The sequence below is a fragment of the Cronobacter sp. JZ38 genome (assembly GCF_008932145.1).
GTDB classification, from domain to species: Bacteria; Pseudomonadota; Gammaproteobacteria; order Enterobacterales; family Enterobacteriaceae; genus Cronobacter; species Cronobacter muytjensii.
This window is the reverse complement of record NZ_CP017662.1, coordinates 82352-97199: the sequence shown is the minus strand read 5'-3', so window position 1 is coordinate 97199 and position 14848 is coordinate 82352. Positions and strand designations below refer to the sequence as shown.

The window sequence follows — 14848 nt, the reverse complement described above, 5'->3', positions numbered from 1 at the left end:
CTTAACGAGGAGGGATTAGGCGCAACAGAATACCACAATGTTGCTGAGGCTGTTTCAGACGGTTAATAAAAAGTGAATAAGAACCATCCAGAACTGTTGCAAAACGTGACCGACGTCACCGCCGCTCGTTCCCTTCCGCTCTGGAAAAGAGAGAATCTCACCACCACACAGCTGGACTGGCTGGCGGAAGAAGTGCCGGTAGCGCTGGTCTACAACGGTATATCCCACGTCGTGATGATGGCGTCTCCCAAAGATTTGGAAATCTTCGCCCTTGGATTTTCTTTATCGGAAGGAATTGTCGAATCTTCACACGAAATTTACGGCATGGATATTATCCATGGGTGTAATGGTATCGAAATTCAGGTGGAACTTTCCAGCCGTCGCTTTATGGGGCTTAAAGAGCGGCGGCGCAATCTGGCCGGGCGTACCGGCTGCGGCGTCTGCGGTGTGGAACAGCTGAACGATATCGTGCGGCCTCTGGCGCCGCTGCCGTTCACGCAAACTTTCGCGCTTGATAATCTCGACGGCGCGCTGCGCGCGCTTGCGAGCGTTCAGCCCGTTGGCGAGCTGACAGGCTGCACCCACGCCGCCGCCTGGCTCACGCCGCAGGGCGAGATTGCCGGCGGGCATGAAGATGTCGGGCGTCACGTCGCGCTCGATAAACTGCTGGGCCGCCGCGCGCGCGAAGGCTGGCAGCAGGGCGCGGTATTGGTTTCAAGCCGCGCCAGCTATGAAATGGTGCAGAAAGCCGCCACCTGTGGTGTCGAGATCCTCTTTGCGGTCTCTGCCGCCACCACGCTTGCGGTGGAGGTCGCCGCGCGCTGTAACCTGACGCTGGTGGGCTTCTCGCGCCCTGGCCGCGCCACGATTTACACGCACCCGCAGCGGCTGATAGCAGGCAATACTAACGCATAATTATTGTTCAGTTTTTCTGAAAAAGAATGGCAAATCCTTCCGCTTTTGGTTTCCGGTGTGCAGGTCTACTATTACACACATCGAAGGCAATGCGCCTTCTCACTTAAACCAGACCTGAAGGAATATTGCCATGAAAACTATCAAATCTTTTGTTGCAGTTATGACCCTTGCTACCGCTTTCGGCGCGTTCGCTGGCCAGTCCGTCACCGCGACCGACACCACGCTCTCCGGCGCTGAAGCCAAAATCGCCGCGCAGGCGGAGCAGCTCGGTGCGACGTACACCATCACCGAAGCGTTCACCGGCAACCAGGTCCATATGACCGCCGAACTGAACAAATAATCAAGAAGTTGTCGAAAGAGCGCCTGCGGGCGCTTTTTTTATGGCATACCCGCCAGGCGCAGCAGCGCCGTCACCACTGCCGCGGCGACGATCACCGCAATTAAAGGCGCTTTACGCCAGGCCAGGAAGACCGCGAACGCCACGCCCAGTACTCTCGCCATCCCCGCAACGCTTTCGCCTTCATAAAAGGTGGCCGCCAGCGCCACAGCAAATAACAGCGTCGTCGCCGCGTCAGAGAGCAGCGCCTGCGCGCGTTCGCTCAGCGCGAGCTTATTGCCAAGCTTCGCCCCGCCAAAGCGCATCAGATACGTGCCGACGGAAAGCACGGCGATACCGGAAAGCGTCATCATGGTGCTCGCCATTATTTCCTCCTCATGAGTAAACCGGCCAGAGAGAGCAGCACCGGCAGCCCTACCGGGGCGAACGGCACGGCGGCGAGCGAGAGCGCCGCGCCGCTGCCCGCGCGGATAAGCGTGGTCTTATTCTTCAGGGCGGGCAGCACCAGCGCCAGCAGGATTGCCGGGAAAACCGCATCAAGGCCGATAGTTTCCGGCGCGGGCAGCAGCGCGCCCATCGCCACGCCGATAATCACGCCGAGCGGCCAGCATAGCGCCACGCCAAGCCCGCACAGCCAGTAGGCGGCTTTGCGCGTCTCGGGCGTCGCCTGCGATAAACCGAACACCACGCTTTCGTCATTCATAATGTGCGAGCCGAGCAGCCGCATCGCGCCTTTACCGACCAGATCCCGCACCGTGATGCCAAACGGCAGGTGGCGGGCGTTAACCAGCAAACCCGCCGCCGCCGCGGCAAGCGGGCTGCCGCCGCTTGCCACAATGCCGATAAAAATAAATTCTGACGCGCCCGCCAGCACAGAGACCGACAGCAGCAGCGGCACCCACAGCGCGAAGCCGTACGCCATCGCCAGCGTGCCGTAAGAAATGCCGACCACGCCGACCGCCAGACAGACCAGCGCAATAGCCTTTATAATGTCGCCTTTCAGGCAGGCGAAACGTTGCATCACCATACTTTTTCACCCATAACGAACGAATGACCATTATAATGAACACACCGCTGCCAATTTTCAACGCGAACGTTCGTTCATTTTAACGAACGATGGAGCCATACATGACACAGCCAATCAGCGTGATCGCTAAAAGCCTGGTGCGCGAACGCACGCGCGCCGGGTTATCGCTGGCCGAAGTGGCCCGCCGCGCCGGGATCGCTAAATCCACGCTTTCCCAGCTTGAGGCTGGCAACGGCAACCCGAGCCTGGAGACGCTCTGGGCGCTTTGCGTGGCGCTGGATATTCCCTTTGCGCGCCTGATGGAGCCGCAGGTTAACAAAACGCAGGTGATCCGCCGGGGCGAAGGGCCAAAAGTTGTGGCGGAGCTTGCTAATTATCAGGCGATTTTGCTGGCCACCTGTCCGCCGGGCGCGCGGCGCGATATCTACCTGCTGCTGACCCAGCCGGAAGGCGAACGGTTCTCGCAGCCGCACCCGACGGGCTCAGTAGAACACATCATCGTGACTCAGGGGCGCGCGCTGGTGGGGCTTGCGGAATCACCGGAAGAGCTCAATGCCGGGGATTACATCTGTTATCCCGCCGATCAGACGCATATTTTCCGCGCGCTGGAGCCGGATACGCAGGCAATTCTGGTGGCGGAACAAAATTAGGCCCTGAAGAATTTGTGGAAATGGGCGAAACCCCGGTTACACTCTTATGCACTTTGCAATCAGGCACCTAACGTATGTCGCTTAAAGCTATCGCCGCACAACTTGGCCTCTCCGTAACGACCGTCAGCCGCGCGCTGAATGGCTATGACGATGTTTCTCAGGAAACCCGCGCGCGGGTAGAGGCTGAGGCGCAGCGGCGAGGCTATCGTCCCAACACCTTCGCCCGCCGCCTGAAGATGGGCAAAATCGACGCTGTCGGGCTGGTGTTCCCGGTGCATCCGGTGCCGCTTAATAACAGCGTTTTTATGGAAATGGTCGGCGAAATCAGCCGCGAACTGGCGCAGCATGAAGTCGATTTGCTGCTGATTGCCGATGACGATCTTGCCGACAGCCATAGCTATATGCGGCTGGTGCAAAGCCGCCGCGTGGATGCCCTGATCGTGGCGCATACGCTCGATAATGACCCGCGACTGCAGCAGTTGCAGGCCGTGAATTTTCCTTTTCTGGCGCTCGGGCGCAGCCAGCTGCCGCAGCCTTACGCCTGGTTCGATTTCGACAACTACGCCGGTACGCATCAGGCCACCGAGCGGTTAATCGGGCTCGGCCACCGGCGCATCGCGATGCTTGGCGAAAACAACAGCCAGGCGTTTATCACCCAGCGCCGGGAAGGCTGGCGCGACGCGCTACGCGCCCATCAGCTTGATGAAAGCGGGCTGCGGATGCTGCCGCCCACCCGCCGTGCAGGCTATAAGGCGGTGCTTGAACTGATGGCGCAACCCACGCCGCCTTCGGCCATCGTGACCGACTGCAACTCGCTGGGCGATGGCGCGGCGATGGCGCTCCAGACGCTTGACCGGCTGCACGGCGTGCGCGCCGTCTCGCTGGTGGTGTATGACGGCCTGCCGCCCGACAGCATTGTGGAGACCGACGTGGCGGCTGTTATCCAGTCCACCCGCGAAGGCGTAGGCCGCCAGATTGCCGATATGGTGCAGCGTCTCATTGCCGGCGAGCCTGTGGCGCAGTTACAGGTGCTCTGGCAACCCGATTTTCTGCCTGGCGCCACCCTGCATGCCGCGCCCTGAATCGGGGCGAATTCCTCAGTAAATTTCCGCCCGGATCACACATCAGAAACGTTTTGGTTGGCATCCGAAACGTTTCGGATCAACAGTAAAAGCATTCCCGCAACCGGAGATGCTTTTATGGAAACCCACATTCATCGTCTTACCAGCCCCGTTACCGACGTTATTATCAAAACGCAGCCGTTCGCTGAAATTGTCTACTGGGGGCCGCATCTTGCCCACTTTTCGCCGCAGGATTGCGCCAGCCTGCTACGCCCGGTCGCCAATGGACGACTGGACGTCGATTCGCCTGTCACCCTGATGGCGGAAAACGGCCACGGGCTGTTCGGCGCGCCGGGGCTGGAAGGGCACCGCAACGGCCTTGACGCCTCGCCGCTGTTCACGACCTGTAACGTGACGCAGGACGGGCAGACCCTGACCCTCGTCAGTGAAGACGCCACCGCCGGGCTGCGGCTTGAGAGCGAGCTGGCGCTTAGCGACAGCGGCGTGCTGAAGGTGCGCCACGGGCTGACGAATCTGCGCGCCGGCGCCTGGCAGGTAGACCGTTTCGCCGTCACGCTGCCGGTGGCGGAGCGGGCAGGCGAAGTGATGGCGTTTCATGGCCGCTGGACACGCGAATTTCAGCCGCATCGTGTGGCCTTAAGCCATGACGGCTTCGTGCTGGAAAACCGTCGCGGGCGAACGTCGCACGAGCATTTCCCAGCGCTTATCGCAGGGACGGCGGGTTTTGGCGAGCAGCACGGCGACGTCTGGGGCGTGCATCTTGGCTGGAGCGGCAACCATCGGCTGAAGTGCGAGGCGAAAACGGATGGACGCCGCTACCTGCAGGCCGAGGCGCTCTACCTGCCGGGCGAAATAGCGTTACAGGAAGGCGAAACGCTCCACACGCCCTGGCTCTATGCCAGCCACTCCACGCGCGGCCTCAACGGCATGAGCCAGCAGTTCCACCGCTTCCTGCGTGATGAGGTCATCCGTTTTCCCGGCAACAAGCCGCGGCCGGTGCATCTCAACACCTGGGAGGGGATCTACTTCGACCATAAGCCGGAATACATCATGCAGATGGCAAGCCAGGCGGCCGCGCTTGGCGTGGAGCGTTTTATCATCGACGACGGCTGGTTTAAAGGCCGCAATGACGACCACGCGGCGCTCGGCGACTGGTATCTGGATGAGCAGAAATACCCGGACGGCCTGATGCCGGTTATCAATCACGTGAAAGCGCTCGGCATGGAGTTCGGCATTTGGGTGGAGCCGGAGATGATCAACCCTGATTCCGATCTCTACCGCGCGCATCCGGACTGGGTGCTGGCGCTGCCGGGCTACCCGAAAACGACCGGCCGCCACCAGTGGGTGCTCAACCTGAATATTCCCGAGGCGTTCGATTACCTGCTGGAGCGCATGAGCTGGCTGCTTGGCGAACACCCGGTGGATTACGTGAAATGGGACATGAACCGCGAGCTGGTGCAGCCAGGGCACGCAGGCCGGGCGGCGGCGGACGCCCAGACGCGCCAGTTCTACCGCCTGCTGGACCGGCTGCGCGAGCGCTTCCCGCACGTTGAATTTGAATCCTGCGCCTCCGGCGGCGGGCGTATCGACTATGAAGTGCTGACGCGCACGCACCGCTTCTGGGCCTCCGACAACAACGACGCGCTGGAGCGCAATACCATTCAGCGCGGCATGAGCTACTTCTTCCCGCCGGAAGTTATGGGCGCGCACATCGGCAACCCGCGCTGCCACGCCACGTTCCGCCAGCACAGTATTGAATTTCGCGGCCTGACGGCGCTGTTCGGCCATATGGGGCTGGAGCTGGATCCGGTTGCCGCCGGTGCCGACGAGGCGGCGGGCTATCGGCGCTACGCCGCGCTTTACAAGCAGTGGCGCGGGCTGATCCACACCGGAAATCTGTGGCGGGTGCCGATGCCGGACGCCGCCACGCAGGTGCAGGGCGTGGTAAGCCAGGACAGCGCACAGGGGCTGTTTCTGGTCAGCCAGCTGGCGATGCCGGATTACACGCTGCCGGGCGCGCTGCGCGTGCCGGGGCTGGATCCGCAGGCGCGCTACCAGGTGCGGCTGGTGGATCATCCGAATATTCAGCTCACCGGCGCGGGCGGCCACACCATGCGTCAGTTGCCGGGCTGGATGAACGAGCCTTTGAGCGCGACGGGGGAGTGGCTGGCGCAGGCCGGTCTGCAACTGCCGGTGCTGGACCCGGAAACCGCCATATTGATTGCTTTTGAACGCGTGTGATGGTGGAGGCGCCGCGCGTGCGGCGCCGTAATGGTGTGCCCTGCGAGGATACGATAATGACAACAACCGCCTGTACCTACAAAAATAACGCTAACTTCTGGATTTTCGGTCTCTTTTTCTTTTTCTATTTCTTCATTATGGCCACCTGCTTTCCGTTTCTGCCTATCTGGCTGTCGGACGTCATTGGCCTGAATAAAACCGATACCGGCATTGTTTTCTCCTGCATGTCGCTGTTTGCTATCGCGTTCCAGCCGGTGCTGGGCGTGATTTCCGACAAGCTGGGGCTGAAAAAACATCTGCTGTGGATTATCACCACTTCGCTGGTGCTGTTCGCACCGTTTTTCCTGTGGGTCTTTGGGCCTCTGTTAAAGGTCAATATCTGGCTCGGCGCGCTGGCGGGCGGGCTGTATATCGGCTTCTGCTTTTCGTCCGGCTCAGGGGCTATCGAGGCGTATATTGAGCGCGTGAGTCGCAGCAGCGCGTTTGAGTACGGCAAAGCGCGTATGTTCGGCTGCCTCGGCTGGGGGCTGTGCGCCTCGACGGCGGGAATGCTCTTTAACGTGAACCCGGCGATGGTGTTCTGGATGGGCTCCGGCGCGGCGCTGGTGTTGATGGGGCTTCTGGTGATCGCCCGCCCGCGGGCCAACCCGACGGCGCAGGTGATGAACGCGCTCGGCGCGAACCAGCCGCAGGTGACCGCGAAGATGGCGCTGAGCCTGTTTCGCCTGCCGAAGCTGTGGATGTTTATCCTCTATGTGGTGGGCGTGGCCTGTGTTTATGACGTTTTCGACCAGCAGTTCGCGACGTTCTTTAAATCGTTCTTCCCGACGCCGCAGGCAGGCACCCAGGCGTTCGGCTTCGCCACCACCGCAGGCGAGCTGTGCAACGCCATTATCATGTTCTGCTCGCCGTGGATAATTAACCGCATCGGCGCGAAAAACACGCTGTTGATTGCCGGCGCGATTATGGCGACGCGCATTATCGGCTCGGCGTTTGCGACATCGGTGTATGAAGTGATCGCGCTGAAGATGCTGCATGCCCTGGAAGTGCCGTTCCTGCTGGTGGGCGCGTTTAAATACATCACCGGCGTGTTCGACACGCGGCTCTCGGCGACCATCTACCTGATTGGTTTTCAGTTCGCCAAGCAGATGGCGGCGATTTTCCTCTCCGCCTTCGCCGGTAATATGTATGACCGCATCGGTTTTCAGGATACCTACCTGATCCTCGGCGGCATCGTGTTAGGGATAACCGTAGTCTCCGCGTTTACGCTCTCCAGCCACCGGCCTGGCGTGGCATTGAAAGAGACGGTGAAAGCGTGAGGCAAGCAGCGGATGAATAACGGCGGGCGCGCTGCGCTTACCCGCCTTACATGGGTGAGGCAGAACAGGGCGGGTAAGCGTCAGCGCGCCCGCCATCTCAACACTCTTCTATTCACACAACCCCTTTAATCCAGGTAAAACACCGCTTTTAATTCACGGCTTACCGGGCTGTTGTCCGGGTTGCTCGGCATAATGTCGCGCATATGCCGCCACCAGCGCTGGCACACCTCGGTTTGCGCCACGGCGTTCCAGCGCGCCTCACTTTCGATTTCTACGGTGGCAAACAGCAGGTGGCGCTCAGCGTCCAGATAAATGGCGTAATGGTGCGCGCCGTGCTGTTTAAGCACCGCCTCCAGTTCCGGCCAGATCGGCGAATGGCGGCGTTCATATTCTTCGTGGGCGTCAGGGTTTACCTGCATCACAAACGCTTTGCGGATCATAACGCCTCCAGATAGAGTTCGCGGACCTCATCGCGCGAGGCGGTGCGCGGGTTACACGGCGCGCACGGGTCGGCGAGCGCTTTATCCAGCCAGCCTTCGATATCCGCTTTGGTCACGCCAAGCTGGCGGAAACCGGAAGGAATACCGACGCGGGCCGACAGCGCGCGAATGGCGTTGATGGCTTCATGGCTCGCCTGTTCGTCGCTCATGCCGCGGGTATCGACGCCCATCGCCTGCGCCACGCGGGCGAACCGCTTCACGGCGTGCGGGCGGTTAAAGTTTTCAATCACCGGCAGCAGAATGGCATTACAAACGCCGTGAGGCAGGTTATGCGTCGCGCCTGGCTGATGGGCCAGCGCATGCACCAGCCCCAGGCCTGCGCTGTTAAAGGCCATACCCGCCAGATACTGACCGCACGCCATCTGTTCGCGCGCCTCAAGATCATGGCCATCTTCCACCGCTTTTGGCAGCCACTGGTGAATCAGGCGAATCGCCTCCAGCGCGTTGGCGTCGGTCAGCGGATGCGCGCCGACCGAGACAAACGCCTCCACCGCGTGCGTCAGCGCGTCCATGCCGGTCGCGGCGGTGACGGCGGGCGGAATATCGAGCATCACGCTCGCGTCATCCACGGCGATATCCGGGATCAGGTTCGGGTCGATAATCACTTCTTTTACGCGCCGCGCTTCGTCGGTGATCACCGCGTTGCTGGTCATCTCGGCGGCAGTGCCTGCGGTGGTGTTAATGGCGACCAGCGGCACGCCGGGGTTTTTGACTTTGCCGACGCCGGAGTAATCGGTAGAGGCGCCAGGGTTGGCGGTAAGAATTTTAATGGCTTTGGCGGTATCTATTGGGCTGCCGCCGCCGAAGGCTATCAGATAGTCGCACTGCGCGCGCCGCCAGGCCGCGTAGCCTTTTTGCACCAGCGCCTCGGTAGGGTTGGGGAAAACCTCGTCAAACAGTTCATAAGAGAGCTGATGCGCGTCGAGCGCGGCAAAGAGGCTCTCCAGCAGGCCGAGTTTCACCAGTTGCCCGTCGGTGACAATCAGCGCCTTGCCCCAGCGCTTGTTCGCCACCAGCTTCACCATGTCATCGATAGCGCCCGCGCCGTGCAGGCTGATTTTGGGAAGGGCTAACATAAAGCTCATGATAATTCTCCTTAACGTTGATATTGGGAAATCTTCCTCTCACCCAGGCGGCTGGCGCTTCGTTGACTGCGCTACATTTTCTGCGGTTTTCGCGCCATCAGGCGGCGGGTCATAATCGGCAGCGAAATCACGGCAATCAGCATCAGGCCGACGATAATCGACATCACGATGCCCGGCACGTTGAGCAGGCTGAGCCCGAACGTCACCAGCCCCATCAGGAACGCGGCGATAATTACGCCGCCCATGCTGCCCGAGCCGCCCAGAATGCTGACGCCGCCCAGCACCGCCATCGTCACCACGCTCAGCTCCCAGCCGAGCGCGATAGTCGGACGCGTACTGCCAAGCCGTGAAGTCAGCAGCACGGCGGCCAGCCCGGCCATCAGCCCCACCACGGCGAACAGGATCAGGTTGTGGCGCTTCACATTGATGCCCGAAAACCAGGCGCCGGTGGGGTTATTGCCGATGGCGTAAGTGCGGCGGCCAAAGTTGGTTTTATGCAGCACGAACCAGAACACGGCGGCGAGCGCCAGGAACAGCGCGAACTCAAACGACAGCGCGCCCCAGACGTAGCCCTGCCCGAACCAGGCGAAACTTTCCGGGTACTGGTTCAGCGCCTGGTCGCCCAGCAGAATGTAGGTCACGCCGCGATAGAGGCTCATGGTGCCGATGGTGATAACAATCGATGACAGGTTAAAGCGCGTCACCAGCACGCCGTTAAACACCCCGCACAGCAGCCCCACGCCAAGCCCGACGCCGACCAGCAGCGGCGTGTCCATGCCCGCCTGGGCGCAAAAACCCATGAGGGTCGAGCTGAGCGCCATTGTCGACGCCACCGACAGATCGATTTCGCGGGCGATAATCAACATCGCCATCGGCAGTACGATGATCGCCTTTTCGGTGAAATTGAACGTGGCGTCTGACAGGTTCCAGATATTCAGGAAATAGGGCGACGCCCAGACGTTGGCGATAAACACCAGCAGGGTCACTACCAGCAGAAACCCTTCCCAGCACAGCAGCCGACGCAGCGGCGACGGCGTAACGGGCGTCGGGGCGGAAGGTTCAGTAATCAGCGTCTTGCTCATGATTTCACCGCCTGTTTTTGTCGGGCCAGCGCGACATCGCGCAGGATGAGCCGTCCTTTGCGTTTGTTACCGCGCTCGTTCAGCAGCACCGCCACCACAATGACCACGCCGGAGACGGCCATCTGCCAGAACGGCGAGACGCCGATCACCGGCAGCGCGTTATTGATAACGCCCAGGAACAGCGCGCCGAGCAGGCACCCGGCGACGCGCCCGATCCCGCCCATAGTGCTGATACCGCCGATGACGCACGCGGCGACAATTTGCAGCTCGAAGCCGTTCGCCACGTCGACGTAAGCCACGGCGAAGCGCGAGATCCACAGATAGCCGCAGAACCCGGCGAGCGCGCCGGAAAGACAAAAGCTGATGAACTGCATTTTTCCGGCGTTGATCCCGGTGTAGTACGCCGCCGTGGCGTTGCCGCCTGCGGTATAGAGCGCGCGGCCCGTGCGGCTGTAGCGCAGGAAGTAGCTCACCAGGAGCAGGGCGACGATAGCGCACCAGCCGAGCAGCGGCAGGCCCAGCACCGGCGTGCGCGGCAGACCGAGGAAATTACCGCTCATCTGGTGCGCGTTCACCCAGGCGCCGTCGGAGAGCAAAAAGATAATGCCGCGGTAGACGCTCATGGTGCCGAGCGTCACCACAATCGCCGGGATGCCGAGCTTCCAGACCAGCAGACCGTTAATCGCGCCCATCAGCAGGCCCAGCAGCGTGGCGAGGATGAGCAACAGCGCGACGGATATGTCCGGATGATGGGCGTTAATCAGCGCCACGATCATGCCGGTCAGCGCCAGGTTGGCCGCCATCGACAGGTCGATGCCTTTAGTGAGCAGCACCATCATCTGGCCGAGCGCGAGGATTATCAGAATGGCGGTGTCGTTGAAGATCTCCACCAGGTTAGCTGGCGCGAGAAACGACGGCATGCGGCTGCCTGTCATCAGCAGCATTAACGCAATCACCAGCGCGAGCAGCGCTTCGCGATGTTTTAGCAACGTTTTCATTATGCCGCCTCCCGGCCCGCGCCGCTGGCGGCGCTGACGATACTTTCGGCGGTGGCTTTCCCGGCGGCATATTCCGCCACCATCAGCCCTTCGTGCATCACGATGATGCGATCCGCCATGCCCATCACTTCCGGCAGCTCGGACGACACCATAATTACCGCCAGCCCCTGACCCACCAGCTCGGACATAAACTGATGCACCGCGGCTTTGGAGCCGATATCGATGCCCTTGGTCGGTTCATCGAGAATGATGACGTCAGGCCGGGTGGCGAGCCATTTGCCGATGACGACCTTCTGCTGATTGCCGCCGGAGAGTGTCTCAACCGGCTGACGCCAGCTAAACGCCTTCACCTGCAGGCGCTTTGCGTACTCATCGGCAAGCGCCCATTCGCGCTCGTCATGCAGAATGCCGTTCGGGTTGAGACGGCTTAGCTGCGGCAGGCTGATGTTCTGGGCGATGGGCAGCGCGATAATCGCGCCCTGTTTCTGACGCTCTTCCGGCACGCAGACAATCCCGGCATCTATAGCGTCTGCGGGCTGGCGGAAGCGCACCGTTTTGCCGTTGAGGATAATCTCACCGGCGGAGGGTTGCGTGACGCCGCACAGCGCCTGCATAAGCTCAGTGCGCCCGGCGCCGACCAGGCCGTAAAAGCCGAGGATTTCGCCTTTACGCAGCGAAAAATGGATATGCGCAAATTCGGTCGGGTGGCAGAGATCGCGCACCTCCAGCACCCTGTCGCCCGGCTCGCAGGCCACTTTCGGGTAGGTCTGCGTAATGGCGCGTCCGACCATCATCGCGACCATGCGCTCTTCGGTGATCTCCGCGATGCTGCCCGCGCTGACGAAGACGCCGTCGCGCAGGATGGTGTAGTGATCCGCCAGCTCGAAAATCTCGTCGAATTTGTGAGAGATAAACAGGATGGCTTTGCCTTCGTACTTAAGGCGCTCGACAATCTGATAAAACTCCAGGATTTCATGCTGAGACAGCGCGGCGGTGGGCTCGTCAAGGATCACGACCTGCGCGTCGAAAGAGAGCGCGCGGGCGATCGCCACCATATGGCGCTGGGCGATGCTCAGGGTTTTCAGCACCGCATGCGGGTCGATGTTAACCTCAAGGCGGTTGAGGATCTCCCGCGCCTGGCGGTGCATGGCGGGCCAGTCGAGGGTTTTGAAAAGCCCTTTGACGAGGTAGTGGCCGGTGAAGATGTTTTCGGTGACGGTGAGTTCGTCAAACAGCACCGTTTCCTGATGAATGGCCGTGATGCCCACCTTATGCGCCGCCTCCGGGTTGGGCAGCGCGATGGGGATGGCTTTATACAAAATCTCGCCGCCATCCGGCTGGTAGATGCCGGTCATCACTTTGACCAGCGTGGATTTGCCCGCGCCGTTTTCACCGATAAGCGCGGTGACACGGCCAGGCCAGAGCTCAAGTTGCACATTTTCCAGCGCACGCACGCCGGGAAAGGTTTTGCAGATCCCCTTGAGCGAAAGCAGAGGGGTGGATGCCGACATGATTAGTCTCCTGGCAGGGTTCCGGGTGTTGTGACGCAGCGGGATGGCGGCGGTTTTAGGGTTACGCTGGCGGGGCGCTTCAGCGTGGCGGGTGCGCTGCGCGTACCCGCCCTGCAAAACAGCCCGTTCAACGTCCCTCTGGCTCACCATCAAAAACGTCTTACTTGCCTGTTTACACTCAGAAAATCTTCGAAAACTTATCAATATTGCTGGCATCGTAGATAAACGGCTCTGCCATTGCGCCGTTGCCGTCGGCATCCAGTTTCACCGTGCCAAGCTTGCCCATGCTCGCTTCGGTTTTGGTGGCGGTGCCTTTGACGAGATCATCCGCCAGATAGGTCGCGGCGTATCCCAGATCGATGGGGTTCCAGATGGCAAAACTTTTGGTCGCGCCCGATTTCACCGCGCCTGCCATTTCAGACGGCAGCCCCAGGCCGGTTACGTAAACCTTGCCGATTTTGCCCTGGTCTTTCACCGCCTGCGCCGCCGCCACAATGCCGACCGACGACGGCGACACAATCACTTTTAAATCCGGGTAGGACTTCAGCAGCCCCACCGCCTCGCGGTAACTCTTATCCGAGAGATCGTCGCCATACGCCACCGTCACCAGGTTCACCGACGGGTACTTCGGCAGCACCTTTTTCATCTCGGCAATCCAGGTGTTCTGGTTGGTCGAGGTTGGCGTGGCGCTTAAAATCGCCACGTCGCCTTTCTCGACGTTCAGCGCTTTCAGCGCGTCGGCGGCAAGCCGGACGTTGGTGTCGCCAATCAGCGCGTTGTTGGAAGGGTTAAGATGGATCTGGCGGCCCTGTTTCGCGACGCCGGAATCCCAGGAGACAACCTTAATGCCGCGCTGCATTGCCTTTTTCAGCACCGGCACCACGGCGTCCGGGTCGTTGGCGGAGATGGCGATGGCGTCCACGCCCTGGGCGATCAACCCGTTAAGCACTTCGATCTGCGCCTCGGCGGTGGTGGTGGTCGGGCCGGTATAGATAACTTTCACATCCCCGAGTTCTTTAGCGGCTTCCTGAGCACCCGTGTTCGCGGCTTCGAAAAATCCATTGCCGAGCGATTTCGCCACCAGCGCGATTTTGACTTCCGCAGAGACGGAACCTGACAACGCCCAGGCGGCGACAGCGAAGGTACAACCTAAAATGGCTTTTATTTTCATTGCTTGTACTCCACGTAGTGACTCAGTTTGCAGGTGTAAGAGGTTCACGATCGCGCCAGGCCGCCCGTGGGCGACCTGAACGTCGTGCGATGTTGTTATTTAAAGGGCGATGGCGCCGGCGTGCGGCGTCACGCCGAAACGTTCGCCGAGCGCGATTAACTCGTCACGCGTAATGGTCTGTTTCATGCCTCCCATAGAAATCACTTTGACCAGGATCTCTGCCGATTTCTCGGCGGTGTCGATAAGCCCGAACGCCTCATCAAGCGTTGGCCCGGTACCGAAAATGCCGTGATGCGGCCACAGCACCAGGGTGTGGGTTTTCATCTGCTCTGAGGTGGCGCTGCCGATGCCGTCGGTGCCCGGCACCATCCACGGCACGATGCCGACGCCATCCGGGAATACCACCAGGCACTCGGTGCTGCCTTCCCACAGCAGGCGGGTAAAGCGCGCTTCGTCAAGCTCCAGCACGAAGCTCAGCGCGATGAGGTTAGTGGCGTGGCAGTGCATGATGACCCGGTCTTTGCCGCCGGAGACCGCCTTGCGCACCGCGTGAGACTGGAAGTGCGACGCCAGCTCCGAGGTCGGCAGGCCGCCGTGGGTCAGCCCCCAGTGAATGTGGTACGCCATGCCGTCGTCGGTGATTCGCAGCAGCACCAGTGTGTCCGCCGGGTCGAGCTGCACATTGCGGAAAAATTTCCCGGAGCCGGTGACAAGAAACCAGCAGCCAGCTAATTCAGCGCGCGGCTGGCTCAGCTCCACGCAGCGCGGCTCCGGGTAAAATTCATCGCGGTAAGGCTCTACGTCGGCCGCGTCAAGGCGCAGGCTCACGTTGCCGCCGTTACGTTCATCCCAGCCTTTCAGCCACATATCGCTGGTGGCTTTCACCATACCCTGTACGAACCAGGAAGAAAGAATGCGTTGCATGAGTGC

Annotated in this window: 15 protein-coding genes; 6 read left to right on the top strand and 9 right to left on the bottom strand. The window is 60.7% G+C overall.

Going from position 1 to position 14848, the window contains the following annotated elements; translation table 11 throughout:
* Positions 1-72: 72 nt before the first annotated feature.
* Together fdhD and BJP61_RS00420 are read left to right on the top strand one after the other, a co-directional pair.
* A complete protein-coding gene (gene fdhD, locus BJP61_RS00425; protein ID WP_171997543.1) occupies positions 73-915 on the top strand; it encodes a formate dehydrogenase accessory sulfurtransferase FdhD in 843 nt (280 codons plus the stop codon).
* A gap of 130 nt (positions 916-1045) precedes the next feature.
* A complete protein-coding gene (locus BJP61_RS00420; protein ID WP_007711067.1) occupies positions 1046-1255 on the top strand; it encodes a DUF1471 domain-containing protein in 210 nt (69 codons plus the stop codon).
* 38 nt (positions 1256-1293) lie between these two features.
* On the opposite strand, the gene BJP61_RS00415 is transcribed toward BJP61_RS00420, so the two are convergent.
* Entirely contained in the window at positions 1294-1617 is a 324-nt protein-coding gene (locus BJP61_RS00415) for an AzlD domain-containing protein (protein ID WP_038866144.1), read from the bottom strand.
* Positions 1617-2279, bottom strand: coding sequence for an AzlC family ABC transporter permease (locus BJP61_RS00410; protein ID WP_053531588.1), 663 nt, complete (start codon positions 2277-2279; stop codon positions 1617-1619). The genes BJP61_RS00415 and BJP61_RS00410 overlap by 1 nt, the downstream gene beginning before the upstream one ends.
* A gap of 101 nt (positions 2280-2380) precedes the next feature.
* Here BJP61_RS00410 and BJP61_RS00405 point away from each other — a divergent pair, with 101 nt between their 5' ends.
* The 4 genes from BJP61_RS00405 (at position 2381) to BJP61_RS00390 (ending at position 7571) form a co-directional block, all read left to right on the top strand.
* On the top strand, positions 2381-2929 hold the full coding sequence (locus tag BJP61_RS00405) for an XRE family transcriptional regulator (protein WP_038866038.1): 549 nt from the start codon (positions 2381-2383) through the stop codon (positions 2927-2929).
* A 74-nt stretch (positions 2930-3003) separates the two neighbouring features.
* Positions 3004-4011 (top strand): LacI family DNA-binding transcriptional regulator, encoded by a 1008-nt coding sequence (locus tag BJP61_RS00400; RefSeq protein ID WP_171997541.1) that lies wholly within the window; start codon positions 3004-3006, stop codon positions 4009-4011.
* Between the two features lie 117 nt (positions 4012-4128).
* On the top strand, positions 4129-6252 hold the full coding sequence (locus BJP61_RS00395; protein WP_038866033.1) for an alpha-galactosidase: 2124 nt from the start codon (positions 4129-4131) through the stop codon (positions 6250-6252).
* 56 nt (positions 6253-6308) lie between these two features.
* Entirely contained in the window at positions 6309-7571 is a 1263-nt protein-coding gene (locus tag BJP61_RS00390; protein ID WP_171997539.1) for an MFS transporter, read from the top strand.
* Positions 7572-7696: 125 nt separating this feature from the next.
* On the opposite strand, the gene rhaM is transcribed toward BJP61_RS00390, so the two are convergent.
* From rhaM to rhaD, 7 genes are all read right to left on the bottom strand, one after another.
* The gene (gene rhaM / locus BJP61_RS00385) at positions 7697-8011 is read right to left on the bottom strand and encodes an L-rhamnose mutarotase (RefSeq protein ID WP_075193908.1); all 315 of its coding nucleotides are present in this window, start codon (positions 8009-8011) and stop codon (positions 7697-7699) included.
* On the bottom strand, positions 8008-9156 hold the full coding sequence (gene fucO, locus BJP61_RS00380) for a lactaldehyde reductase (protein ID WP_038866029.1): 1149 nt from the start codon (positions 9154-9156) through the stop codon (positions 8008-8010). The genes rhaM and fucO overlap by 4 nt, the downstream gene beginning before the upstream one ends.
* A 71-nt stretch (positions 9157-9227) precedes the next feature.
* Complete coding sequence (locus BJP61_RS00375; protein ID WP_075193907.1) at positions 9228-10238, bottom strand: ABC transporter permease; 1011 nt, start codon at positions 10236-10238, stop codon at positions 9228-9230.
* Positions 10235-11236 carry an ABC transporter permease gene (locus BJP61_RS00370; RefSeq protein ID WP_161581018.1) on the bottom strand — a complete coding sequence of 334 codons (1002 nt, stop codon included), beginning with the start codon at positions 11234-11236 and terminating at the stop codon, positions 10235-10237. Before BJP61_RS00370 ends, BJP61_RS00375 begins: the two co-directional genes overlap by 4 nt.
* Positions 11236-12747: a sugar ABC transporter ATP-binding protein gene (locus tag BJP61_RS00365; protein WP_038866022.1), complete on the bottom strand. Its 1512-nt coding sequence runs from the start codon at positions 12745-12747 to the stop codon at positions 11236-11238. The genes BJP61_RS00370 and BJP61_RS00365 overlap by 1 nt, the downstream gene beginning before the upstream one ends.
* A gap of 178 nt (positions 12748-12925) precedes the next feature.
* Positions 12926-13918, bottom strand: coding sequence for a rhamnose ABC transporter substrate-binding protein (rhaS, locus tag BJP61_RS00360; RefSeq protein ID WP_038866020.1), 993 nt, complete (start codon positions 13916-13918; stop codon positions 12926-12928).
* Between the two features lie 99 nt (positions 13919-14017).
* Positions 14018-14842, bottom strand: a complete 825-nt coding sequence (gene rhaD / locus BJP61_RS00355; protein WP_038866017.1) for a rhamnulose-1-phosphate aldolase — start codon at positions 14840-14842, stop codon at positions 14018-14020.
* Between the last annotated feature and the right edge of the window lie 6 nt (positions 14843-14848).